Source organism: Dyella sp. RRB7 (assembly GCF_022761115.1).
Lineage (GTDB): Bacteria > Pseudomonadota > Gammaproteobacteria > Xanthomonadales > Rhodanobacteraceae > Dyella.
This window is the reverse complement of the sequence record NZ_JAKWJS010000003.1, coordinates 48987-71369: the sequence shown is the minus strand read 5'-3', so window position 1 is coordinate 71369 and position 22383 is coordinate 48987. Positions and strand designations below refer to the sequence as shown.

General features: G+C 64.6%; 21 protein-coding genes. 12 read left to right on the top strand and 9 right to left on the bottom strand.

Going from position 1 to position 22383, the window contains the following annotated elements; translation table 11 throughout:
* Positions 1-118: 118 nt before the first annotated feature.
* The 11 genes from infB (at position 119) to gyrA (ending at position 13829) form a co-directional block, all read left to right on the top strand.
* Entirely contained in the window at positions 119-2980 is a 2862-nt protein-coding gene (infB, locus tag MJ606_RS09305; protein ID WP_243049256.1) for a translation initiation factor IF-2, read from the top strand.
* Positions 2981-3177: 197 nt separating this feature from the next.
* Positions 3178-3561 (top strand): 30S ribosome-binding factor RbfA, encoded by a 384-nt coding sequence (rbfA, locus tag MJ606_RS09300; protein ID WP_243049255.1) that lies wholly within the window; start codon positions 3178-3180, stop codon positions 3559-3561.
* Positions 3561-4496 carry a tRNA pseudouridine(55) synthase TruB gene (gene truB / locus MJ606_RS09295; protein ID WP_243049254.1) on the top strand — a complete coding sequence of 312 codons (936 nt, stop codon included), beginning with the start codon at positions 3561-3563 and terminating at the stop codon, positions 4494-4496. The genes rbfA and truB overlap by 1 nt, the downstream gene beginning before the upstream one ends.
* 138 nt (positions 4497-4634) lie before the next feature.
* Positions 4635-4904, top strand: a complete 270-nt coding sequence (gene rpsO / locus MJ606_RS09290) for a 30S ribosomal protein S15 (RefSeq protein ID WP_131407394.1) — start codon at positions 4635-4637, stop codon at positions 4902-4904.
* Positions 4905-4981: 77 nt separating this feature from the next.
* Positions 4982-7087, top strand: a complete 2106-nt coding sequence (gene pnp / locus MJ606_RS09285) for a polyribonucleotide nucleotidyltransferase (protein WP_243049253.1) — start codon at positions 4982-4984, stop codon at positions 7085-7087.
* Positions 7088-7266: 179 nt separating this feature from the next.
* Complete coding sequence (locus tag MJ606_RS09280; protein WP_243049252.1) at positions 7267-8334, top strand: poly(R)-hydroxyalkanoic acid synthase subunit PhaE; 1068 nt, start codon at positions 7267-7269, stop codon at positions 8332-8334.
* A gap of 9 nt (positions 8335-8343) precedes the next feature.
* Positions 8344-9411, top strand: coding sequence for a class III poly(R)-hydroxyalkanoic acid synthase subunit PhaC (locus tag MJ606_RS09275; RefSeq protein ID WP_243049251.1), 1068 nt, complete (start codon positions 8344-8346; stop codon positions 9409-9411).
* Between the two features lie 26 nt (positions 9412-9437).
* Entirely contained in the window at positions 9438-9623 is a 186-nt protein-coding gene (locus MJ606_RS09270) for a PspC domain-containing protein (protein ID WP_243049250.1), read from the top strand.
* A 55-nt stretch (positions 9624-9678) separates the two neighbouring features.
* Positions 9679-10692: an S-methyl-5-thioribose-1-phosphate isomerase gene (mtnA, locus tag MJ606_RS09265; RefSeq protein ID WP_243049249.1), complete on the top strand. Its 1014-nt coding sequence runs from the start codon at positions 9679-9681 to the stop codon at positions 10690-10692.
* The gene (locus tag MJ606_RS09260) at positions 10689-11099 is read left to right on the top strand and encodes a GtrA family protein (protein WP_243049248.1); all 411 of its coding nucleotides are present in this window, start codon (positions 10689-10691) and stop codon (positions 11097-11099) included. Before mtnA ends, MJ606_RS09260 begins: the two co-directional genes overlap by 4 nt.
* A 138-nt stretch (positions 11100-11237) precedes the next feature.
* Positions 11238-13829 carry a DNA gyrase subunit A gene (gene gyrA / locus MJ606_RS09255; protein ID WP_243049247.1) on the top strand — a complete coding sequence of 864 codons (2592 nt, stop codon included), beginning with the start codon at positions 11238-11240 and terminating at the stop codon, positions 13827-13829.
* 167 nt (positions 13830-13996) lie between these two features.
* Here the strand turns inward: gyrA and MJ606_RS09250 are convergent, their stop codons facing one another.
* The 4 genes from MJ606_RS09250 to MJ606_RS09235 all read right to left on the bottom strand — a co-directional run bounded on the left by MJ606_RS09250 (position 13997) and on the right by MJ606_RS09235 (position 16068).
* Entirely contained in the window at positions 13997-14314 is a 318-nt protein-coding gene (locus MJ606_RS09250) for a hypothetical protein (RefSeq protein ID WP_243049246.1), read from the bottom strand.
* A 217-nt stretch (positions 14315-14531) separates the two neighbouring features.
* On the bottom strand, positions 14532-14915 hold the full coding sequence (locus tag MJ606_RS09245) for a hypothetical protein (RefSeq protein WP_243049245.1): 384 nt from the start codon (positions 14913-14915) through the stop codon (positions 14532-14534).
* Between the two features lie 167 nt (positions 14916-15082).
* On the bottom strand, positions 15083-15589 hold the full coding sequence (locus tag MJ606_RS09240; protein ID WP_243049244.1) for an NUDIX domain-containing protein: 507 nt from the start codon (positions 15587-15589) through the stop codon (positions 15083-15085).
* Positions 15589-16068, bottom strand: coding sequence for a peroxiredoxin (locus tag MJ606_RS09235; RefSeq protein WP_243049243.1), 480 nt, complete (start codon positions 16066-16068; stop codon positions 15589-15591). Before MJ606_RS09235 ends, MJ606_RS09240 begins: the two co-directional genes overlap by 1 nt.
* A gap of 231 nt (positions 16069-16299) precedes the next feature.
* Here MJ606_RS09235 and MJ606_RS09230 point away from each other — a divergent pair, with 231 nt between their 5' ends.
* Positions 16300-17205 (top strand): DnaJ C-terminal domain-containing protein, encoded by a 906-nt coding sequence (locus tag MJ606_RS09230; protein WP_243049242.1) that lies wholly within the window; start codon positions 16300-16302, stop codon positions 17203-17205.
* Between the two features lie 70 nt (positions 17206-17275).
* On the opposite strand, the gene pilH is transcribed toward MJ606_RS09230, so the two are convergent.
* The 5 genes from pilH to odhB form a co-directional block, all read right to left on the bottom strand.
* The gene (pilH, locus tag MJ606_RS09225; RefSeq protein WP_243049241.1) at positions 17276-17641 is read right to left on the bottom strand and encodes a twitching motility response regulator PilH; all 366 of its coding nucleotides are present in this window, start codon (positions 17639-17641) and stop codon (positions 17276-17278) included.
* Between the two features lie 68 nt (positions 17642-17709).
* Positions 17710-18717 (bottom strand): oxidoreductase, encoded by a 1008-nt coding sequence (locus MJ606_RS09220; RefSeq protein ID WP_243049240.1) that lies wholly within the window; start codon positions 18715-18717, stop codon positions 17710-17712.
* 43 nt (positions 18718-18760) lie between these two features.
* Positions 18761-19357 carry a TIGR00730 family Rossman fold protein gene (locus MJ606_RS09215; protein WP_243049239.1) on the bottom strand — a complete coding sequence of 199 codons (597 nt, stop codon included), beginning with the start codon at positions 19355-19357 and terminating at the stop codon, positions 18761-18763.
* 179 nt (positions 19358-19536) lie between these two features.
* Entirely contained in the window at positions 19537-20961 is a 1425-nt protein-coding gene (gene lpdA / locus MJ606_RS09210; RefSeq protein WP_243049238.1) for a dihydrolipoyl dehydrogenase, read from the bottom strand.
* Between the two features lie 150 nt (positions 20962-21111).
* Positions 21112-22311: a 2-oxoglutarate dehydrogenase complex dihydrolipoyllysine-residue succinyltransferase gene (gene odhB, locus MJ606_RS09205; RefSeq protein WP_243049237.1), complete on the bottom strand. Its 1200-nt coding sequence runs from the start codon at positions 22309-22311 to the stop codon at positions 21112-21114.
* Positions 22312-22383: the final 72 nt, after the last annotated feature.

The window sequence follows — 22383 nt, the reverse complement described above, 5'->3', positions numbered from 1 at the left end:
CGGCGGCGCCCTGGATGGGCGCGCCGAGGAGGGCTGAAAAGCCCTCCACCAAGGATGGGGGTGGACGTGCAGGCGAGGCCTCACGGACTTAGCGCGGGAACGGCGGAGAAAGAACACGATGTCCGGTGAAACGATCAAACAACTGGCCCTGAGCATGAAGGTGCCCGTCGACAGGCTGCTTACGCAGCTGAGTCAGGCAGGCATGTCCTTCTCGGACCCTGAGCAAGTCATCAGCAGCACGGAAAAGATGAAGCTGCTGGGCTTCCTGCGGCGCAGCCACGGCAAGGATGCGCCCGCCGAAAGCGAAGGCGGTTCGCCGCGACAGATCACCTTGAAGCGCAGCACGCGCGGCGAGCTGAAGCTGTCCACCCCGGGCGGCCGCGGCGCTGCCAGCGGCGGCGCCAAGACCGTCAACGTGGAAGTGCGCGCCAAGCGCACCTACGTCAAGCGCAGCGTCATTGCCGAAGAAGCCGGCAGCGATGTCGAGCGCGAAGAGGCGGTGCGCAAGCTGCATGAGTCGCAGCAGCAGCGCGACCACGAAGAAAACGAGCGCATCGAGGCCGATCGCCGCCGCCAGGAAGAAGCCCGGCAGCGCGAGGAAGAGGTCCAGCGCCAGCGCGAGGCGGAGGAAGAACAGCGTCGCCAGCAGGCCGAGGCTGAAGCCGCCGCGCGCGCCCAGGAACAGCAGGCGCGCCAGGTCGCCACGGAAGCGGCTGCTGCGCCGGTCGAGCCGGTGGTTGCCGCGCCGGCCAGCGCCGAGCCCGCCGAAAAGCCGGTCGTGGCCGAGCCGGTGATCCAGCGCATCGATCACAGCTCGCTCGGCATGATCGTGCCGACCATTCATGAGCCGCGTCGTCGCGAAAAGAAGGTCGTGGTGGTGCCGGCTCCGCCCGCGCCCAAGCCCGCACCGGCCGCTGCCGCGCCGGCGGCCACCCGTCCGGCTCCGGCCGTCGGGGGCAATGCAGCCGCGGGTGGCGCCGCTGCCGCGCCTGCCGGCGACAATCGCAACAAGGCTCGTCACGGTCGCGACCGTGACGACACGCCGGGCGGCAAGCGTTTTGCCGGCGGCGAGCTGCATTTGAGCGACGCCGATCGCGCGCGCCGGTCCAGCAACAACAAGCGCGGCAAGCCCGGCAAGGGTTCTGGCCGTGAGGTATCGCGTGGCGGCAACCAGGCCAGCAGCGGTGCCCATGGGTTCTCCCGCCCGACCGCGCCGGTGGTGCGCGAAGTGGTGGTGGGCGACGCCAACGTGGTGGCCGACCTTGCGCAGAAGATGGCGGTCAAGGGTTCGGAAGTGGTCAAGGCGCTGTTCAAGATGGGCGTCATGGCGACCATCAACCAGACCATCGACCACGATACCGCCGTGCTGGTGATCGAAGAGCTGGGCCACACGCCGGTAGCTGCCAGCGAAAACAACGCCGAAGCCACGCTGGCTGCGCATACGCAGAACGCGGAGCTGGAAGGCGAGAAGAAGCCGCGTCCGCCGGTGGTCACCATCATGGGCCACGTCGACCACGGCAAGACCTCGCTGCTGGATTACATCCGACGCACCAAGGTCGCCTCGGGCGAAGCCGGTGGCATTACCCAGCACATCGGTGCGTACCACGTGGAAACGCCCAAGGGCGTCATCACGTTCCTGGATACCCCAGGCCACGCAGCGTTCACCTCGATGCGTGCCCGCGGTGCCCAGTCCACCGATATCGTGGTGCTGGTGGTCGCGGCCGACGACGGCGTGATGCCGCAGACGGCGGAAGCCGTGCAGCATGCGCGCGCCGCCAAGGTGCCGCTGATCGTCGCCATCAACAAGATGGACAAGTCCGACGCCAATCCGGACCACGTCAAGCAGGGCCTCGGCGTGCTGGAAGTGATTCCGGAAGAGTGGGGCGGCGATACGCCGTTCGTGCCGGTGTCGGCCAAGACCGGCATGGGCATCGACGACCTGCTCGATGCTATCTCGGTGCAGGCCGAGGTGATGGAGCTGACCGCCGTCGAGGACGGCCCGGCGTCGGGCGTGGTGATCGAGTCCAGCCTGGATCGCGGTCGTGGCCCGGTGGCCACCGTGCTGGTGCAGCAGGGCACGCTCAAGCGCGGCGACTTCGTGGTATGCGGCATCGAATACGGCCGCATGCGTGCACTGATCGACGAAAGCGGCAAGACCGTGCAGGAAGCCGGCCCGTCCATTCCGGTGCAGGTGCTGGGCCTGTCCGGCGTGCCGGAGTCCGGTGACGACTTCGTGGTGGTGGCCGACGAGCGCCTCGCCCGTGAAGTGGCCGCCGAGCGTCAGCTCAAGCGCCGCGAGACGCGCATGGTCAGCAAGGCCAATCGCCTCGAGGACATCATGGCCCAGATGGGTCAGGGTGCCGAGCAGCAGACGCTCAACATCCTGGTCAAGGCCGACGTGCAGGGTTCGGTGCAGGCGCTGCGCGAGTCGCTCAGCCAGATCGGCAACGAGAACGTGAAGGTCAACGTGATCGCGGCCGGCGTCGGCGGCATCACCGAGTCCGATGCCACGCTGGCCGCCGCGTCCAAGGCGCTGGTGATCGGCTTCAACGTGCGTGCCGATGCCTCGGCCCGCAAGGTCATCGACACCTCGGGCCTGGACGTCCGCTACTTCTCGATCATCTACGACGTCATCGACCAGGTGAAGCAGGCCGCTTCGGGTCTGCTGGGCAAGGAAGTGCGCGAAGAGATCATCGGCGTGGCGCAGGTGCGCGAGGTGTTCCGCAGCTCCAAGTTCGGCGCGGTGGCCGGTTGCATGGTCATCGAAGGCACGGTCAAGCGCAGCAAGCCGATCCGCGTGTTGCGCGACAACACCGTGGTGTTCCAGGGCGAACTGGAGTCGCTGCGTCGCTTCAAGGACCTGGTCGACGAAGTGCGCAACGGCATGGAATGCGGTATCGCCGTGAAGCAGTACAACGACGTCAAGGTCGGTGACCAGATCGAGTGCTTCGAGCGTATCGAGGTGGCCCGCACGCTGTAACGGCCCTCGGCCTGCCAGGAGGCGGGCCGATAGCCCTCAGTGGTGGTTTTCCAGCGGGCGGTGTGGACATCCACATCGCTCGCTTTGTTTTTCGGGTCCCGCCACGCTGGCGGGTCTCACATTGAAGAGTGTGGCCATGGATGGCCGCTTTTTGATCCTCGCGTTCATGGATGGACGCAAAAACCTAGGAGTGCGTCATGCCTTCACGCGATTTCAAGCGTACCGACCGCGTCGGTGCCGAACTGCGCCGCGAACTGGGCCTGCTGGTCCACGCCGCCGTGCGCGACCATGGCCTGCCTTCGGTGAGCGTGTCGGATGTGGAGGTCACCCGTGATCTCGACTGGGCCACGGTGTGGGTCACGGCCCTGCAGCCGGAGCGTTCCGCCGAGGCGATGAAGGCGCTGAAGGAACTGGCGGTGGAATTCCGCCGCTCGCTGTCGCGCAGCATGCGCCTGCGCCGGGTACCCGAGCTGCGCTTCAAGTACGACGACTCGGTCGACAAGGGCGAGCGCATCGACAGCCTGCTGCGCCAGGACGGTGCCCGCGCCGTGGCGCCGGATGAGGAAAGCACCGAGGACTGATGAAGCGGATACGTTTTCGCGACCTGCACGGCATCGTGCTGCTGGACAAACCGCTGGGCCTGAGCTCCAACCAGGCCCTGCAGGTCGTGCGCAAGGGTATTTTCCGGGCGGAGAAGGGTGGCCATACCGGGGCCCTGGACCCGCTCGCCAGCGGCCTGCTGCCGCTGTGTTTCGGCGAGGCCACCAAGCTGGCCGGCATGCTGCTGGGCTCGCGCAAGGCCTACCTGGCCGAGTGCCGGCTGGGCGCCACCACCGCCACGGCGGATCTCGAAGGGGAGGTCGTGCTGGAGCGGCCGGTGCCGACCCTGACCGACGACGTCATCGAGCAGTCGCTGGCCAAGCTGCGCGGACGCATCACCCAGGTGCCGCCAGCCTATTCGGCGATCAAGAAGGATGGCGAGCCGCTCTACGTGAAGGCCCGGCGCGGCGAGGCCGTGGACGTGCCCGCGCGCGAGGTGGAGGTCTATCGCCTGGAGCTGGTCTCCCGCACGGAGAACAGCCTCACCCTGTATGTGGAATGCGGCGCGGGTACCTACGTGCGCAGCCTGGCCGTGGACCTGGGCGAGGACCTGGGCTGTGGCGCCCACCTGACGGCCTTGCGCCGGCTGTGGGTGGAGCCGTTCAGGGAGCCTGCCATGGTCACCGTCGACCAGCTCAACGCCGCCCTCGCGCAGGGCGACGATGCCTTGCTGACGCTGCTGTTGCCGGTCTCGGCCGGCCTGGCGGATCTGCCCGAGCTACACCTGGATGCCGAGCGTAGCGTGGCCGTCTCACAGGGCCAGCAGATTCCGCTGGATGCCGACATGACCGGGCGGCTGGCGGTGTTTGGCGAGGACGGTCGCCTGCTGGCGCTGGGCGAGGCGATGGGCGGGAAACTGCACATCGTGCGTGGCTTCAATCTGCCCGTTACCGGCGAGCCTGCCAGCCAACTATGACGGTCTTGTTGTCATAGGGCTCCGGTCGCTACAATACGGAGCTTGTTCGAGAATTTTCATTCATCAAGGCGAAGCTTGCGCAACGTCATGCCGTGACGTTGCGCAAGCTTCGCACCCGTTTTTTTAGGAAGAGATACCATGTCCCTCACCGCAGAACAGACCGGCAAGATCATTGCTGACTTCGGCCGCGTGGCGAACGATACCGGTTCGCCGGAAGTGCAGGTCGCCCTGCTGTCCGCCCGCATCGACCACCTCACCGACCACTTCAAGGCCCACAAGCAGGATCACCATTCCCGCCGCGGCCTGCTGAAGCTGGTCAACCAGCGCAAGCGCCTGCTGGGCTACCTGAAAGACCGCGACCTGGCTCGTTATCAGACCCTGATCGAGCGCCTGGGCCTGCGCAGGTAATTTCTGCGTTCTCCCATGAACGCGAGAATCAAAAGGGCGGCCATTCCTGGCCGCACTTCCCCAATCAGGAAAAGACAGTGGCGAAAGTAACCAAGTCATTCCAGTTCGGTAATCACGAAGTCACACTGGAGACGGGCGAAATCGCCCGCCAGGCTTCGGGTGCCGTCATGGTCAGCATGGGCGGCACGGTCGTGCTCGTCACCGTGGTGGCCGCCGCCAAGGCGAAGGAGGGGCAGGATTTCTTCCCCCTTACCGTCGACTACGTCGAGAAGTTCTACTCCGCCGGCCGCATCCCGGGCGGCTTCTTCAAGCGCGAAGGCCGCCCGACCGAGAAGGAGACGCTCACCTCGCGTCTGATCGATCGTCCGGTGCGCCCGCTGTTCCCGGAAGAGTTCAAGAACGAAGTGCAGGTCATCGCGCAGGTCGTTTCGCTGAACCCGGAAATCGACGGTGACATCCCGGCCATGCTGGGTGCCTCCGCCGCGCTGAGCCTCGCCGGCATCCCGTTCAAGGGCCCGATCGGCGCCGCCCGCGTCGGTTACGTCGATGGCAAGTACCTGCTCAACCCGACCGCCACCGAGCTGAAGGGCTCGGACCTGGACCTGGTCGTGGCCGGTACCTCCAACGCCGTGCTGATGGTGGAATCCGAAGCCAAGCTGCTGTCCGAGGAAGTGATGCTCGGCGCCGTGGTGTTCGGCCACCAGCAGATGCAGGCCGCCATCCGCGCCATCGCGGAACTGGCCACCGAAGCCGCCAAGCCGTCGTGGGACTGGCAGCCGCCGGCCCGCAACGAGTCGCTGGTCGCCGCCCTCAAGGGTGCGGTCGGCAACAAGCTGGAAGAAGCCTTCCAGGTGCGCGACAAGCTGCAGCGCCGTGACGCCATCGCCGCGATCAAGGCCGACGTGCTGGCCTCGCTGGCCGGCGACGCCGAAGCCAAGGGCTGGGACAAGGCCGAGCTGGCGAAGGAATTCGCCGAGCTCGAGTACCGCACCATGCGCGACGGCGTGCTGAAGACCAAGGTCCGCATCGACGGCCGCAACCTCGACGACGTCCGCGCCATCTCCGTGCGCGTCGGCGTGCTGCCGCGTACCCACGGTTCGGCGCTGTTCACCCGCGGTGAAACGCAGGCACTGGTCGTGGCCACGCTGGGCACCACCCGCGACGCGCAGATCATCGATGCGCCGGAAGGCGAGTCGAAGGATGCCTTCCTGTTCCACTACAACTTCCCGCCGTTCTCGGTGGGCGAGGCGGGTCGCTTCGGCGCGCCGAAGCGTCGCGAAATCGGCCACGGCCGCCTCGCCAAGCGCGGCGTGCAGGCCGTCAAGCCGAGCATCGAAGAGTTCCCGTACGTGATCCGCGTGGTTTCGGAAATCACCGAGTCCAACGGTTCCTCGTCGATGGCGTCGGTGTGCGGTTCCTCGCTGGCCATGATGGACGCCGGCGTGCCGCTGAAGGCACCGGTGGCCGGCATCGCCATGGGCTTGGTCAAGGAAGGCGACGACTTCGTCGTGCTGTCCGACATCCTGGGCGATGAAGATCACCTCGGCGACATGGACTTCAAGGTGGCCGGTAGCGCCGATGGCATCTCCGCGCTGCAGATGGACATCAAGATCGACGGCATCACCGAGGAAATCATGCGCACGGCGCTGGCCCAGGCCAAGCGTGGTCGCCTGCACATCCTCGGCGAGATGGCCAAGGTCATCAGCACGCCGCGTTCGGAGATGAGCGAGTACGCCCCGCGCCTGCTCACCATCAAGATCCATCCGGACAAGATCCGCGAAGTCATCGGCAAGGGCGGCGCCACCATCCGCTCGATCACCGAAGAGACCGGCACCACCATCGACATCAGCGATGACGGCACCGTGATCATCGCCTCGGTGAACCGCCTGAAGGCCGACGAGGCCAAGAAGCGCATCGAGCAGATCGTCTCCGACGTCGAGCCGGGCCGCATCTACGAAGGCAAGGTTGCCAAGCTGATGGACTTCGGCGCGTTCGTCACCATCATGCCGGGCAAGGACGGCCTCGTGCACGTCTCGCAGATTTCCAGCGAGCGCGTGGAGAAGGTCTCCGACAAGCTGAAGGAAGGCGATATCGTCAAGGTCAAGGTGCTGGAAGTGGACAAGCAGGGCCGCATTCGCCTGTCCATGAAGGCCGTGGCCGAGGACGAGGGCGCCAACGCCTGAGTCGTCGACTCGCAGTAAGTTGCGGAAGCCCGGCCTCGTGCCGGGCTTCTGCTTTTTGGTGCACTGCGGAATTTTTCAGTGGTGGCTGCGACATAGGAACGCGCCGTTCCTAATGCTGTTTTTGCGTTCGCTGCAACACGCTTTTGCTACGATGCCGGCAGTGCGATGAGGATGTAGGCATGGCCGACCAGGCAAGTGATTTGTTGAAGGATTACCAGGCGATGGCGCAGCAATCCTGGGAGTCCTGGACCCGTTATCTGCAACAGCAAGCGACAACGGCGACAAACCCCTTTGCGTCGGTGGCGCCCATGCCGCACGCGGGCGCCAGCAATGACCTGCTGGCGCGAAGCATGGCTGCCCTCAAGAGTTATGGCGAGTGGCTGCAAGGCGCTGCCAGCAGCGGACTGGGGCAAGGCGGTGGTGACTGGCAGCATGCGCTGCAGAACCTTTATGCCAGTTTGAGTGGCCAGCCGTTCGCCCATGCCTTCGCCACGCTCGACAGCGAGGCGGCGCGCAGCTTCGGGCAGATGTGGCAAGGCTGGCTGCAGGCCAATCAATCGGGCACGGCTGGCTTCGCCTTCGATGTCGAGCACCTGGCCGCCTTTGGCTATACGCGTGAGCGTCAGCTGCAACAGCAGGCGTTGGCCGCAGCCATGCGCGAATACCTCGATAGCGCCAACAAATACCAGGGGCTGATCCAGCGCGCCAACGCCGAAGGGTTCGAACGGCTGCAGGCGAAGCTGGCCGAGCTGGGCAGTTCCAACCACCAGATCGAATCGCTGAAGGGGCTTTACGACCTGTGGGTGGACGGTGCGGAAGAGGCCTATGCCAAGATCGCGCTGTCCGAGGAGTTCCGTCACATCTACGGGCTGATGGTCAACGCGCAAAGTCGTGTGCGCGAGCTGCAGCAGCAACAGCTTGAGGCGTACTGCCGTGAGCTGGGCATGCCTACGCGCAGCGAAGTCTCTGCCTTGAGCAAGCGGCTGCACGAGCTGCGCCGCGAGGTGCGTGCGAAGGCCGCGGCCGCCGGATCGGAAGAGCTGATGGCCTTGCGCGCGGAAGTCGCCGCATTGAAGCGCCAGCTGGCCAGCAAGCCCGCGGCAGAAAAGGTCACCGCGAAGAAGTCCGCCACGCGCAACAGCAAGCGTGCGGTCGAAGAAGAGGTTGTCGTGCGTCGCGCCAAGCCGGCCGCCGCGGTGGCCGCCCGCAAAACCGTCGTGCGCGGCGCCACGCGCACGCGCAAGTAAGGAGCGCTCATGTTTCCGCCGCTACGCCTCGATCCGGCCGCATTGCTGGGCGAGATCTCGGCCTTCCAGCGCAAGCTGGCGGCCGGACTGGGCAATCTCGCCCATCAGCTTGAACCCGAATACGCGAATACGCCGCGCGAGGCGGTATATCGCGAGGACAAGCTCACGCTATGGCATATGAAGGGGCAGGGCGCGCCGACGGCGAAGACGCCGACGCTGATCGTCTATGCGCTGGTCAACACGGTGTGGATGACCGACCTGCAGGAGGACCGCTCGCTGGTGCGCAACCTGCTGGAGCAGGGTGAAGACGTCTACCTGCTCGACTGGGGTTATCCCGACGGTGCCGATCGCTGGCTGACGCTGGACGACTACATCAACGGTTACCTCGACCGTTGCGTGGATGCCGTGCGCCGATATGCCGGCGTCGATGCGGTGAACCTGCTCGGCATCTGCCAGGGCGGCACGTTCTCGCTGTGCTATGCGGCGACCCATGCCGAGAAGGTCAAGAACCTCATCACCATGGTCACGCCGGTGGATTTCCAGACGCCGGACAACATGCTGTCGAGCTGGTCGCGGGAGCTGGACGTGGATCGCTTCGTCGACACCATGGGCAATATTCCGGCCGAATTGCTCAACTGGGTGTATCTCACGCTCAAGCCGGTGCGCCTGAACCAGCAGAAATACGTGGGCCTGGTCGACATCCTCGACAACCCCAAGGAGCTGGTGAACTTCCTGCGCATGGAGCGCTGGATCTTCGATTCGCCGGACCAGGCGGGCGAGGCGTTCCGCGAGTTCATCAAGGATTTCTACCAGCAAAACAAATTGATCAAGGGCGAGGTGGTGATCGGCGACAAGCCGGTGGACCTCGGCATGATCACGCAGCCGGTGCTCAACATCTTTGCGGAGCAGGATCACCTGGTGCCACCCGATGCTTCGCGCGCGCTGGGGCGCTACGTGGGCACCACCGACTACACGCAGCTCGCCTTCAAGGGTGGCCACATCGGCATCTATGTGTCCGGTCGCGCGCAGCGCGAAGTGCCGCCGGCTATCCATCAGTGGCTGAGTACGCGAAACTGATACGTTCCAAAGGAGAGGGGGTTGTCATGGACAAGCGTCTTCATCGATCGAGCACTGACAGGAAAATTGCCGGCGTCTGCGGCGGCATCGCCGACTATCTCGGTTGGGATCCGACGCTGGTTCGCCTGCTGTGGATCTTGCTCACCCTGGCGGGTGGATCGGGCATCCTGATCTACCTGATCCTGTGGGTGGTCATGCCCGATATGCCCTGAGTCTTCGCGGCGGACCTCCGCTAGCCCTTCGATTTCTTCGAGTAGTACGACATTTATGGATTACGACCGTTACGACCGCATCCGCGCCGTGCAGTGGCAAGGCGATCATCTGCGCCTGCTGGACCAGCGTCTGCTGCCCCAGGAAGAGCGTTGGATCGATTGCGCCACCGCCGCCCAGGTAACCCAGGCCATCAGGGACCTGGCCGTTCGCGGCGCGCCGGCCATCGGCATTGCGGCGGCCTGGGGCGTGGTGCTTGCCGCCAAGCAGGGTGAATCGCTGGATGCGGCGCTGGCCATGTTGCGCGCCGCCCGTCCCACCGCGGTGAACCTGATGTGGGCACTCGATCGCATGAAGGCCCGCATCGCCGCCGGCGCCGATGCCGTGGCGCTGGAGCGCGAGGCGCAGGCCATCCAGGACGAGGACCTGGCCGCCAACCGCCACATGGGTGAGCTGGGCGCGGCCCTGATCGCCCCGCACTCGGGCGTGCTCACCCACTGCAATACCGGTTCGCTGGCGACGGCGGGTTACGGCACCGCGCTGGGCGTGATCCGCGCGGGCGTGGCCAGCGGCCGTATCGAACAGGTCTATGCCGGCGAGACGCGTCCCTGGCAGCAGGGCGCGCGCCTGACCATGTGGGAGCTGGTGCGCGACGGCATTCCCGCCAAACTGATCGCCGACTCCGCCGCCTCGCACCTGATGCGATCGGGGGCGGTGCAATGGGTGATCGTGGGCGCCGACCGCATCGCCGCCAATGGCGATACGGCCAACAAGATCGGCACCTATCAGCTGGCCATCGCCGCGCGCCATCATGGCGTGAAGTTCATGGTAGTGGCGCCGTCGTCCACGGTGGACATGGCGACGGCTTCCGGCGAGGAGATCGAGATCGAGCTGCGCGACGCCGCCGAGCTGCTGTCCGTGGCCGGGCGCCGCACCGTGGTCGAGGGCGCCGAAGCGTGGAACCCGGTGTTCGACGTCACGCCGGCCGAGCTGATCGACGCCATCGTCACCGAGCGCGGCGTGATCGAGCGTCCGAATACGCTGGCGATGCAGGCGCTGTTCGGTCGATGAGTCTTCGTCGACAAGTCGTGCTTTTTGGCGTCGGCGGCGCCATCGGCCTGGTGGTCGATGCCGGCGTGGTGCAGGCACTGGTGAGCTGGGGGCATTGGAACCCTTATCTCGCGCGCGTGGTTTCCTTCCTCTGCGCGGCCACGGCCACCTGGCTGTGGAACCGGCGCTTCACCTTCGGCCATCGCGAAAGCGGGCGTTCGCTGCATGCCGAATGGCTGCATTGGGTTGCCCTGATGAGCGTGGGCGCGGTGGTCAACTATGCCGCCTACGCCGCCATTCTGATGGTCTATCCATGGCTGCATCGCTGGCCTGCGGTGGCCGTGGCGGCGAGCTCGGCGGCGGCCTCGCTGGTCAATTTCGCGACGGCGCGCGGCGTGCTTTTCAAGAGTGCCAAAACCTCTACGTAAGCCTTTGATTCGCAATGTGAAAATACTGTGAATCCGGCTGTGAACGTGTTACACTTCGCAGGTTGTCCTTAGGTCGCCGGCGCACTCGCTGAAATGCGGGTGTAGAGCGGCCCTTTTCTTCATCAGGGAAGCCGATTGATGGCAGAACTCGCCAAAGAAGTCATTCGCGTCAATATCGAAGACGAGATGCGTCAGAGCTATCTCGACTACGCCATGAGCGTGATCGTGGGGCGTGCCCTTCCGGATGTTCGCGATGGCTTGAAGCCGGTGCACCGCCGCGTCCTGTTCGCCATGAACGAACTGGGCAACGCGTGGAACAAGCCGTACAAGAAATCGGCCCGCGTGGTCGGTGACGTGATCGGTAAGTACCACCCGCACGGCGATGCCTCGGTCTACGACGCGATCGTGCGCATGGCCCAGCCGTTCTCGCTGCGCTACATGCTGGTCGATGGCCAGGGTAACTTCGGTTCGGTCGACGGCGACAACGCCGCTGCCATGCGTTACACCGAGGTGCGCATGGCGCGCCTCACGCAGGAGCTGCTTGCCGATATCGACAAGGACACCGTCGACTTCGGCCCCAACTACGACGAAAGCGAGCACGAGCCGCTGGTGCTGCCCACGCGCGTGCCGAACCTGCTGATCAATGGCTCGGCCGGCATCGCGGTGGGCATGGCGACCAACGTGCCGCCGCACAACCTCACCGAGGTGGTCGCCGCCACCATCGGCCTGATCGACGACCCCTCGTTGTCGATCGAAGACTTGATGCAGTACATCCCGGGTCCGGATTTTCCGACCGCGGGCATCATCAACGGCTCGTCGGGCATCATCGAGGCCTATCGCACCGGTCGTGGCCGCATCCTCGTGCGTGCGCGCACCGAGATCGAAACCGAATCGAACGGCCGCGAGACGATCATCGTCCACGAGCTGCCGTACCAGGTGAACAAGGCTCGCCTGATCGAAAAGATCGCCGAGCTGGTCAAGGAAAAGAAACTCGAAGGCATCAGCGAGCTGCGCGACGAGTCCGACAAGGACGGCATGCGCGTGGTCATCGAGATCCGTCGCGACGCGATGGCGGACGTGGTGCTCAACAACCTGTTCCAGCAGACCCAGCTGCAGGTGACGTTCGGCATCAACATGGTGGCGCTGCTGGATGGCCAGCCGCGCCTGCTCAACCTCAAGGAAATCCTCGAGGCGTTCATCCGTCACCGCCGTGAAGTGGTGACGCGCCGGACCATCTTCGACCTGCGCAAGGCGCGCGCACGCGCACACATCCTCGAAGGTCTCACCGTAGCGCTCGCCAACATCGACGAGATGATCGAGCTGATCCGCACCTCGGCCTCGCCGCAGGAAGCGCGCGAACGCATGCTGGCGCGCAAGTGGCAGCCGGGCATGGTGGGCAGCCTGTTGGCCGCCGCCGGTGCCGAAGCCTCGCGCCCGGAAGACATGGACCCGCGCGACGGCCTCAAGGCCGAGGGCTACCAGTTGTCCGAAGTGCAGGCCCAGGAAATCCTGGCCATGCGCCTGCACCGCCTCACCGGCCTGGAGCAGGAAAAGCTTTCCGACGAATACCGCCAGATTCTCGAGACCATTCGTGGCCTGATCGAAATCCTGGAAGATCCGGCGCGCCTGCTCGCGGTGATCCGCGACGAGCTGCAGGCCATCAAGGACGAGTTCGGCGACGAACGCCGCACCGAGATCCAGCATTCGCAGGAAGACCTCAACGTACTCGACCTGATCGCGCCGGAAGACGTGGTCGTCACGCTGTCGCACACCGGCTACGTGAAGCGCCAGCCGGCCAGCACCTATCGCGCGCAGCGTCGCGGTGGCAAGGGCCGTTCGGCCTCGGCGCTGAAGGACGAGGATTTCGTCGAGCAGCTGTGGGTGGTCAACACGCATGACACGCTGCTCACCTTCACCAGCACCGGCCGCGTTTACTGGCTCAAGGTCTACCAGATGCCGGAGTCGGGCCCCAACGCGCGTGGCAAGCCGATGGTGAACCTGCTGCCGCTGGGCGAGGGCGAGAAGGTGCAGGCCGTGCTGCCGGTGCGCGAGTACACCGAAGACCGCTTCGTGTTCTTCGCCACCAAGCAGGGCACGGTAAAGAAAACCCCGCTCACCGAGTTCGCGTTCCAGCTGCAGAAGGGCAAGATCGCCATCAACCTCGACGAGGGCGATGCGCTGATCGGCGTGGAACTGACCGACGGCAACAGCGATGTGCTGATGTTCGCCTCCAACGGCAAGACGGTGCGTTTCGACGAATCCGAAGTCCGTTCCATGGGGCGTACCGCCACCGGCGTGCGCGGCATGAAGCTGGCTGACGATGCCAGCGTGGTGTCGCTGATCGTGGCGGCCGAGGGCGACATCCTCACCGCAACCGAGCGCGGTTACGGCAAACGCACGGCGCTCGAGGAGTTCCCGAAGAAGGGACGTGGCACGCAGGGCGTCATTGGCATCCAGTGCTCGGAGCGAAACGGCCCGCTGGTGGCCGCCACGCAGGTCACCGAGGCCCACGAGCTGATGCTGATCTCCGATCAGGGCACGCTGGTGCGCACGCGCGTGGCAGAGATCTCGCAGTTGAGCCGCAACACCCAGGGCGTGACACTCATCCGTCTGCCGGCGGACGAATCGCTGGTCAGCGTGGTGCGCCTGGATGCGGAGAGTGGCGAGGGTGAGGACGGCCCGGTGGAAACCGCGCCCGAAGCACCGGACTCGCCCGCCGACGGTGAGTAATCGTTGATGCAGTGTTTGCAAGAAACCCGGCTATGGCCGGGTTTCTTGTTTCAGGCGGTTTACAGGAAGCTTGTATGGATACCGATCGGCTGGCCAAAGCAGATTGCTCGCTCCCTGATATTCATCATCGGGCGAAGCGATCAACTTTGCGCGGTTCGCTTTGATCGTCATTGAGGTATCAGGTGGTAAACGCCGGCTGTCACAAGAAGGAGGCAGGCGATGGCATTGAGTATTGCTGACACGAAAGACGAGTTGCCGGTGGCGCGACGTCGCCAAAAGGCCCAGGCAAACAGCCCGGTGACAAGCACCAAGGCCAGATAGACAACCAGAGACAAGATTCCGGATGCCGTGATCTTGCCCGCAACGGACTGTATGTTGGGCGGTGCCTCAAGGGTCGAGTTCAAGTTGACGATGGCAAGCATCAGCAGAACGCCCGAGATGAAAATATTGGTTAAGGCGCGTACGTAACGGGCTATTTCATTCATGGGCTATCTCCCGAATTGAGGGAAGCCAACTCCAAGATGGCAGCTGGCTTTAGTAATCCTCACATGGTCGGCGAGGCGGTACAGCTGACCGTGCCGCTAGGTCCCCCAACCCGAACGCAGGCTACGGTCCAATTGGAACCGTTGCGAAAAACTGGCACGCCTACGGGTAAGCCGATGTTGCGGAAATTCTGCGCCTGTCCGAGGGCGGCGCTATCGACTAGTCGATGGTGTTGTCACGCATGGTGCTGATTGAGGTTATTTTCGGCATGGGCGGCATAGTGAACGCAACATTGATTTCCAGCGTTCGTGAAACGTCAAACAGTGCCTGCACATGATCGAATTGATTCTGGACGGCCGGAGTGATGGCAACCTGCGAGATCGGTAAGTGATCGATATCCTTGCCTGTGCCGACAGCCCAATGTGTGATCTTTCGATTAATCATGTCGTATACGAAATAGTCGCCTGTTCGCGATCCAAGCACCATGTCCCGAGTTTGAGAAGTCGAGCATGCATTGCATACATAGGCATATGAGGCTGCCGAGGCATTGAATGCCCACAACGCGGACATCAGTCCAGCGATTGCAAGAAGTATCTTCTTCATAAACGGTCCTCGCGATAACGTAGAGGAAGGCGGAAGCCTTTGCGCGGGCTTCTTGTCAGCAAGTGCAGGTGCTTTACTGCTCTGGTGACGTGGCACTTTTACGCGCGAGAAAGGTGCATGTATGTAGTTCGATGCATGCATAGCTTGCGGGGGGATTGCCGGAGCGCTTAGCGATGAGTGTCCGACCAGCCAAAGGTCGAGAACGGTATGCCTTGCAGGCCTTGTTCGAGGCCTTGCCGAGTGTAGGCGAGCAGCTCTTCCGGCAAGTCATCCAGGGGATGCCAGCCGAGCTGATCGTGCTTGTCCGGCTCGCTTAGCACAGGTACGCCGTGCCAGTGCTCGGCAAGAAAGAATGCGCCCAGCCACTCGTTGCCGCTATCGCCGGTCTTGCAATGCAGAAGATGGACGAGCCGCAGATCCTCCGATTGCGCATGCAGGCCCGTTTCTTCGCGAAGCTCGCGTACCGCAGCCTGCTCCAGCGTTTCTTCGCCATCGTGGGCTCCAGCAGGCAGGCTCAAATAGCCGTCTTTCCAGCCGGTCTGTGCGCGACGCAGTAGCAGGATCTGTTGAGCATCGCGCACGATCACGAAGACGCTGACACTAAGGGTGTGGCGTTTGCGTGTGCGCTCCGCTTTTTGCTCTCCGCTGCTTGGAGGCAGGCCCTTGCTCGGCATTACCCAATAGCTTCCAGCATCGCTTCGGCCGTCGACACGCGGAATTCGCCGGGTGCCTCGACCTGCAGTAGTTTCACCACGCCATCTTCCGCGTACAGCGCAAAGCGCTTGGCCCGCAGGCCCATGCCATAGGCACTGCCATCGAGTTCCAGGCCCAGGGCGCGGGTGAAGCTGCCATTGCCGTCGGCAAGCATCAGCAGCTGGGGTGGTACCTGTTGGGAGGCGGCCCATGCCTGCATCACATAGGCGTCATTGACCGCCAGGCACATCACCTCGATGCCGCGCGCCTGGAATTCGGCGAAGTGCTTCACGTAGCCCGGCAGGTGGCGGTTGGAGCAGGTCGGGGTGAAGGCGCCGGGCACGGCGAACATCACCACCTTGCGGCCGGCGAACAACGGACCGGTCTGGGTTTGTTCGATCTCGGCACCAATGGTGCGGATCTCGACGTCGGGTACGGTCTGGCCGACCTGGATGCTCATGGCGGGACGCCTGTGGAATGAGGAAGGGAAACGGATGCTAGCGCCAGCCGAAGCGCTTGTCGCCTTGAATCACGCCGTTTTCGCACCCACTTCGCGATACAGAGGGTGGCGAGATATCGCCATGCATCACCTATATCGAAGAATTGGGCGAGCCCTGCCTTGCGGGCCGGTCAGTGGGGAACGATGATCTCCGCAGAGCCGAGTCGGCTGGCGTTTCGCCGGGGAGTGGCAGTGGAATTCAAAGACTATTACGAGATCCTGGGCGTCAAGCCGGAGGCGACGGAGGCCGAGATCAAGGCCGCCTATCGCAAGCTGGCGCGCAAGTATCACCCGGACAAGAACAAGGACGCCGGGGCGGAAGAGAAATTCAAGGCCATCAACGAAGCGAACGAAGTGCTTCGCGATGCCGAAAAGCGTCGTGCCTACGATGAGCTGCGTGCTGGCGGTTACCGGGGCGGGGAGCAGTTCCGTCCACCGCCGGGCTGGGAGCAGAACCGCGGCTTCGACTTCGGTGGCGATGGCGGCGGCGACTTCAGCGATTTCTTCGAGAGCCTGTTCGGGCGGGCAGGTGGTGGCGCCGGTCCGCGCGGTGCGCCGCGCGCGCGTCGTGGCGGGGATGTGCATGCCCACGTGCAGATCGATCTGCAGACGGCTTTTGATGGTGGCCGTACGCGACTGGCCCTGCAGGACAGCAGCGGTGGCGAGCGCGTGCTGGAGGTGAAGATCCCGGCCGGCATCCAGCCGGGGCAGGTGATCCGCCTGGCTGGCCAGGGGCACGCCGGCATGGGCGGTGCGCCCAATGGCGACCTGTTGCTGGAGGTGGGCATCCGCGACGATGCACGCTTCCGCCTGGATGGGCGCAATGTGCTGCACGTGCTGCCTATCGCCCCGTGGGAGGCCGCACTCGGGGCGACGGTGCCGGTGCCGACCCTGGCGGGTGCGGTGGATCTGCGTATACCGGCGGGCTCGCAATCGGGGCGCAAGCTGCGCCTGAAGGGGCGTGGCCTGCCTGGTGCGCACCCGGGTGACCAGCTGGTGGAGCTGTCGATCCGGGCACCGTCAGCCGACACCGAGGCGCAGCGGGCTGCCTATGAGGCATTGCGCAACGCATTTGCGGACTACGATCCCCGGCATTGAGCCAGCCATCCGGGTGGCAAAAAAAACGGCGCCCCAGGGCGCCGTTTTTTGTTTGGAGGCCGCCGGCCGGTCAGACCGGCAACAGCTCCTTGAGCGTGGTGACCAGTTCCTCTTCCTTGATCGGCTTGGTGACATAAGCCTTGGCGCCCTGGCGCAGGCCCCACACCTTGTCGGTTTCCTGGTCCTTGGTGGTGACCAGCACGACCGGGATATGCGACGTATCCGGATCCTTGCTGATCGTGCGGGTGGCCTGGAAACCATTGAGATTGGGCATCACCACGTCCATCAGGATCAGGTCGGGACGCTCACGCCTGGCCGCTTCCACGCCCGCTGCGCCGTCTTCGGCGGTCAGGGCCTCATGCCCGAGCTTCTCGACGATACGCTTGATGCCAAGCAACTGCGACGGCGAATCGTCGACGATCAGGATGCGTGCCATAAGGTGAGATTCCCCTTGTTGTTTGCGTGGATTCTAAGACGCTGGTGCCGAGCTTCCAAGCGCAGCAATCAGGGTGCTGCACCTACGCGCACCAGCGTACGACCAAAGGATTCGCCGGCAAGCATGCGATGGAACACCTCGGGCAACTGCTCCAAGGTGACTTCCCGCGTGGCAATACGCTCAAGATGTTGCGGCTTCCAGTCGCTGGAGAGATGTTCCCATACGCGATCGCGGATATCGCGCGCCGTGCCGGCCGAGGCAATGCCCAGCAGGCTGGCTCCGCGAATAATGAAGGGCATCACCGTGGTTTCGAGACCGATGCCACCCGCGTTGCCGCAGATGGCGACGTTGCCGTAGGGCGCGATCAGCGGCAGCAGGCCGGCGAGCATGGCACCGCCGACATTGTCCAGGGCGCCACCGAAGCGAGCCGAATCCATCGGCTTGCCACTGAAAGCGAGCTGGTGACGGTCGAGGCATTCGGCGGCGCCGAGATCGCGTAGGAAGTCGAAATGCGCAGCCTTGCCGCTGATGGCATGCACGGCATAGCCGGCGCGCGTGAAGATATCGATGGCCAGCATGCCCACGCCGCCGGTGGCGCCGGTGACGGCGAGCGGCCCCATGGCCGGCGTCTGGCGGTTGTCCTGCATGCGCAGCAGGGCCAGCGCAGCCGTAAAGCCGGCCGTACCGATGATCATGCTTTCGCGCAGGCTCAGGCCCTTCGGCAGCGGGATGGTCCACTTCGACGTCAGGCGGATGTATTCGCCATAGCCACCGTCACGCGTTTCGGAAAGGCCGCTGCCGGTGCACAGCACCGCATCGCCTTCCTTGAAAGCAGGGTCGGTGGAAGCCACCACGTGGCCGGCGACATCGATGCCGCCATTGAGCGGGTACTGGCGGAGGATCTTGCCCTTGCCGGTACCGGCCAGCGCATCCTTGAAGTTGATCGACGAATACGCCACCTGGACCAGCACCTCGCCCGGCGACAGCGCGTCGGCGCTGATCGTCTCCAGGCCACCACGGTAGCCGGCGTCGTCGTTGTGGATGCGAAAAGCCCGGAACGCTGAGGGGGAAGTCATGGGGTATTCCTATTCCTTGATGCAACGGCGTCGTGCGCTTGGATCAGGCGTCGACGATACGTTTGTCGACCAGATGCGATGCCCGCTCACCTTGGTAGGTGGGCATCCAGTCGAACAGGTTCGTCATGTCCTGGCCAAACCATACACTCTCGCGCTGCCCTGGCGTGATGAAACCTTCGTTGGCCATATGGTCCACCATATCGCGCAAGCGGTCGTAGTACCCGCGCACATTGAGGAAAGCGCAGGGATAACGGTGCAGGCCCAGCTGGGCCCAGGTGAGCATCTCGAACATCTCATCCATGGTGCCGAAGCCACCGGGCAGGGCGACGAAGGCATCGGACAGCTCGTACATGCGCGTCTTGCGCTGGTGCATGGTGTCCACCACCACCAGTTCGCTCAGTTGGCGATGCGCCACTTCGCGCTCGACCAGCTGGCGCGGGATCACCCCGATTGCCGTGCCGCCATGCGCCAGCACCGCGTCGGCCACCGTGCCCATCAGGCCCACGTTGCCACCGCCATAGACCAGCTTGATGCCTCGCCGTGCCATTTCCGCGCCAAAAGCACGGGCCTGTTCGGTGTATTCGGGATGCTTGCCGTTGCTGGAGCCGCAATAGACGCAGAGGGCGGTGGGTTGGGGCATGGGAATGTCGTAGTGCGTGGAGGAAAGTCCGTCATTCCCGCTTTCGCGGGAATGACGGGTAGGTAGGGTGCGTTGATCCCGGCCACAAAAGCAAACGGCCCGCTCATGTCGCCACGAGCGGGCCGTGGGTCCCGTGTCATCGGCCATCCATGGCCTGCACGGGACTAGGGCATCCCGCCTTAGTTGCCCTTGTGGATGGCGCGCTTGTCCACCGACAGAGCGGCCTCGTGCACGGCTTCGGACAGCGTCGGATGCGCGTGGACGATACGGGCCAGGTCTTCGGAGGAGCCCTTGAACTCCATCGCCACCACGCACTCGGCGATCAGCTCGGACACGCCCGGGCCCACCATGTGCACGCCCAGGATGCGATCCGTCTCGGCGTGGGCGATCATCTTCACCTGGCCGACGGCCTCGTTCATGGCCACGGCGCGGCCGATGGCGGCGAACGGGAAGGTGCCGACCTTGTAGGGCACGCCGGCTTCCTTCAATTCCTTCTCGGTCTTGCCAACCCAGGCGATTTCCGGCTCGGTGTAGATCACCCACGGCATGGTGTCGTAGCTGACGTGGCCGGCCTTGCCGGCGATCCACTCGGCCACCGCCACGCCTTCCTCGAAGCCCTTGTGCGCGAGCATCGGGCCGCGCACGGCGTCGCCCACGGCCCACACGCCATCCACGCCGGTGTGGCAATGCTCGTCGACCACGATGCGACCGCGCTCGTCCAGCTTCACGCCGGTGTCGTCGGCCAGCAGGCCGGCGGTATAGGCGCGACGGCCCACGGCCACCAGCAGCTTGTCCACGACCAGGTCGTGGTCACCGTCCTTGTCGGTATAGGTGAGGTGCACCTCGTTGCCCTTCACCTCGGCCTTGGCCAGCTTGGCGCCCAGCTTGATGGCGAGGCCCTGCTTGGTGAATTCCTTCAGCGCGATCTTGGCGATGTCCGCGTCGGCGGCACCGAGGAAATCGGGCAGCGCTTCGATCACGGTCACTTCCGAGCCCAGGCGGTTCCAAACGCTGCCCAGTTCCAGGCCGATCACGCCGGCGCCGATCACGCCCAGGCGCTTGGGCACGTCGTTGATGTCCAGCGCGCCGGCGTTGTCGATGATGTACTTGCCGTCGAACTTGGCGAACGGCAGCTCGATCGGCACCGAGCCGGAGGCGAGGATCACGTTGGTGGCGCTGATGGTCTGCTTGGAGCCGTCGTTGCCGGTGATTTCCACCTGGTTGCCCTTCAGCAGCTTGCCGGTGCCGAAGTAGCTGGTGATCTTGTTGGCCTTGAATAGCTGGGCCACGCCGCCGGTGAACTGCTTGACGATCTTGTCCTTGCGGCCGATGAAAGTGCCCAGGTCGACCTTGGCGTTCTCCACCGTGATGCCATGCACCGGCAGGTTGTGCGCGATGTTGTAGAACTGCTTGGACGAATCGAGCAGCGCCTTGGACGGGATGCAGCCCACGTTGAGGCAGGTGCCGCCGAGGGCCTGCTTGCCGTCCTTGCCCACGAAGGCGTCGATGACGGCGGTCTTCAGGCCCAGCTGTGCGGCGCGGATCGCGGCGTGGTAGCCGGCGGGGCCGCCGCCGATGACGATGACGTCGAATTTGTCGCTCATGGTTGTTCCTTAGCTTTCAGCCGTACCCAGGGAGCGCGGCGGGGTGGAGCGGGGGATCTGGTGGTGCGGCGAGCGTGGAGGGGGTCGCACGTCTCGCCACCAGAGCTTCGTTGCTTATTTGCACGGATCGCCGAGGCGATCCGTGCGCGCTCAAATGCCGAGCAGCATGCGCTGCGGATTCTCAAGCTGGTTCTTGATGTCGACCAGGAACAGCACCGCGTCCTTGCCGTCGATGATGCGGTGGTCGTAGCTCAGCGCCAGGTACATCATCGGCGCGGCGATCACCTGGCCGTTCTCGACGATGGCGCGCTCCTTGATGGCGTGCATGCCCAGGATGGCGCTCTGCGGCGGGTTGACGATCGGGGTCGACAGCAGCGAGCCGAAGGTGCCGCCGTTGGTGATGGTGAAGGTGCCGCCCTGCAGGTCGTCCAGGCCGAGCTTGCCGTCGCGCGCCTTCTTGGCGTAGTCGAGGATGCCCTTCTCGATATCGGCGAAGCTCTTGTCCTGCACGTCGCGCAGCACCGGCGTCACCAGGCCCTTGTCGGTGGACACGGCGATCGAGATGTCCTGGTAGCCGTGATAGATGATGTCGTTGCCGTCGACCGAGGCATTGACCACGGGGTGGCGCTTCAGCGCTTCGGCGGCGGCCTTCACGAAGAAGCTCATGAAGCCCAGCTTCACGCCGTTGGCCTTTTCGAACGACTCGCCCAGCGTCTTGCGCATCTTCACCACTTCGGCCAGGTTCACCTCGTTGAACGAGGTCAGCATGGCGATGGAGTTCTTCGACTGCATCAGGCGCTCGGCAATGCGTGCGCGCATGCGCGTCATCGGCACGCGCTCTTCCGGACGGGAGCCCGGCGTCGGCGCGGCGGCCGGTGCTGCGGCGGCGCTGCCACCCTTGCCGTAGTTGACCAGGTCTTCCTTGGTCACGCGGCCATCGCGGCCGGTGCCGGCGACCTTGGAGGCGTCGATGTGCTGCTCGGTGGCCACGCGCAGGCCGGCCGGCGAAAGGTCGGCATTGCCGTGCGCGGCTGCCTGCGGAGCGGCCGGGGCGGCAGCGGCCGGAGCCGGGGCGGCAGCGGCGGGGGCGGCAGCCGGTGCGGCCGCTACGGCGCCTTCCTCGATCACTGCGATGACCTGCTGGCTGGTCACGGTGTCGCCGGTCTGGAACTTCAGCTCCTTGATTACGCCGTCGACCGGGGCGGGCACTTCCAGCACCACCTTGTCGGTTTCGAGGTCAACCAGGTTCTCGTCGCGCTTCACGGCGTCGCCGGCTTTCTTGTGCCAGGTCGCGATGGTGGCGTCGGAGACGGACTCGGGCAGAACGGGGACTTTGACTTCGATGGACATAAATAACCCTTAGGTGAGGCGCTCATCCCGGAGCGCTAAGATCAAAGCGGCGATCCATGGCCGCACTCGTAT

Excerpts from the sequence above, each read along its gene's own strand:
- MJ606_RS09270 (WP_243049250.1), top strand. The coding sequence starts at position 9,438 with ATGGACAAGCGTCTTCATCGATCGAGCACTGACAGGAAAATTGCCGGC.
- MJ606_RS09215 (WP_243049239.1), bottom strand. The coding sequence starts at position 19,357 with ATGCCCCAACCCACCGCCCTCTGCGTCTATTGCGGCTCCAGCAACGGC.
- MJ606_RS09250 (WP_243049246.1), bottom strand. The coding sequence starts at position 14,314 with ATGAATGAAATAGCCCGTTACGTACGCGCCTTAACCAATATTTTCATC.
- rpsO (WP_131407394.1), top strand. The coding sequence starts at position 4,635 with ATGTCCCTCACCGCAGAACAGACCGGCAAGATCATTGCTGACTTCGGC.
- truB (WP_243049254.1), top strand. The coding sequence starts at position 3,561 with ATGAAGCGGATACGTTTTCGCGACCTGCACGGCATCGTGCTGCTGGAC.
- pilH (WP_243049241.1), bottom strand. The coding sequence starts at position 17,641 with ATGGCACGCATCCTGATCGTCGACGATTCGCCGTCGCAGTTGCTTGGC.
- MJ606_RS09260 (WP_243049248.1), top strand. The coding sequence starts at position 10,689 with ATGAGTCTTCGTCGACAAGTCGTGCTTTTTGGCGTCGGCGGCGCCATC.
- MJ606_RS09275 (WP_243049251.1), top strand. The coding sequence starts at position 8,344 with ATGTTTCCGCCGCTACGCCTCGATCCGGCCGCATTGCTGGGCGAGATC.
- odhB (WP_243049237.1), bottom strand. The coding sequence starts at position 22,311 with ATGTCCATCGAAGTCAAAGTCCCCGTTCTGCCCGAGTCCGTCTCCGAC.
- MJ606_RS09220 (WP_243049240.1), bottom strand. The coding sequence starts at position 18,717 with ATGACTTCCCCCTCAGCGTTCCGGGCTTTTCGCATCCACAACGACGAC.
- rbfA (WP_243049255.1), top strand. The coding sequence starts at position 3,178 with ATGCCTTCACGCGATTTCAAGCGTACCGACCGCGTCGGTGCCGAACTG.
- MJ606_RS09235 (WP_243049243.1), bottom strand. The coding sequence starts at position 16,068 with ATGAGCATCCAGGTCGGCCAGACCGTACCCGACGTCGAGATCCGCACC.
- mtnA (WP_243049249.1), top strand. The coding sequence starts at position 9,679 with ATGGATTACGACCGTTACGACCGCATCCGCGCCGTGCAGTGGCAAGGC.
- lpdA (WP_243049238.1), bottom strand. The coding sequence starts at position 20,961 with ATGAGCGACAAATTCGACGTCATCGTCATCGGCGGCGGCCCCGCCGGC.
- infB (WP_243049256.1), top strand. The coding sequence starts at position 119 with ATGTCCGGTGAAACGATCAAACAACTGGCCCTGAGCATGAAGGTGCCC.
- gyrA (WP_243049247.1), top strand. The coding sequence starts at position 11,238 with ATGGCAGAACTCGCCAAAGAAGTCATTCGCGTCAATATCGAAGACGAG.
- MJ606_RS09245 (WP_243049245.1), bottom strand. The coding sequence starts at position 14,915 with ATGAAGAAGATACTTCTTGCAATCGCTGGACTGATGTCCGCGTTGTGG.
- MJ606_RS09240 (WP_243049244.1), bottom strand. The coding sequence starts at position 15,589 with ATGCCGAGCAAGGGCCTGCCTCCAAGCAGCGGAGAGCAAAAAGCGGAG.
- MJ606_RS09280 (WP_243049252.1), top strand. The coding sequence starts at position 7,267 with ATGGCCGACCAGGCAAGTGATTTGTTGAAGGATTACCAGGCGATGGCG.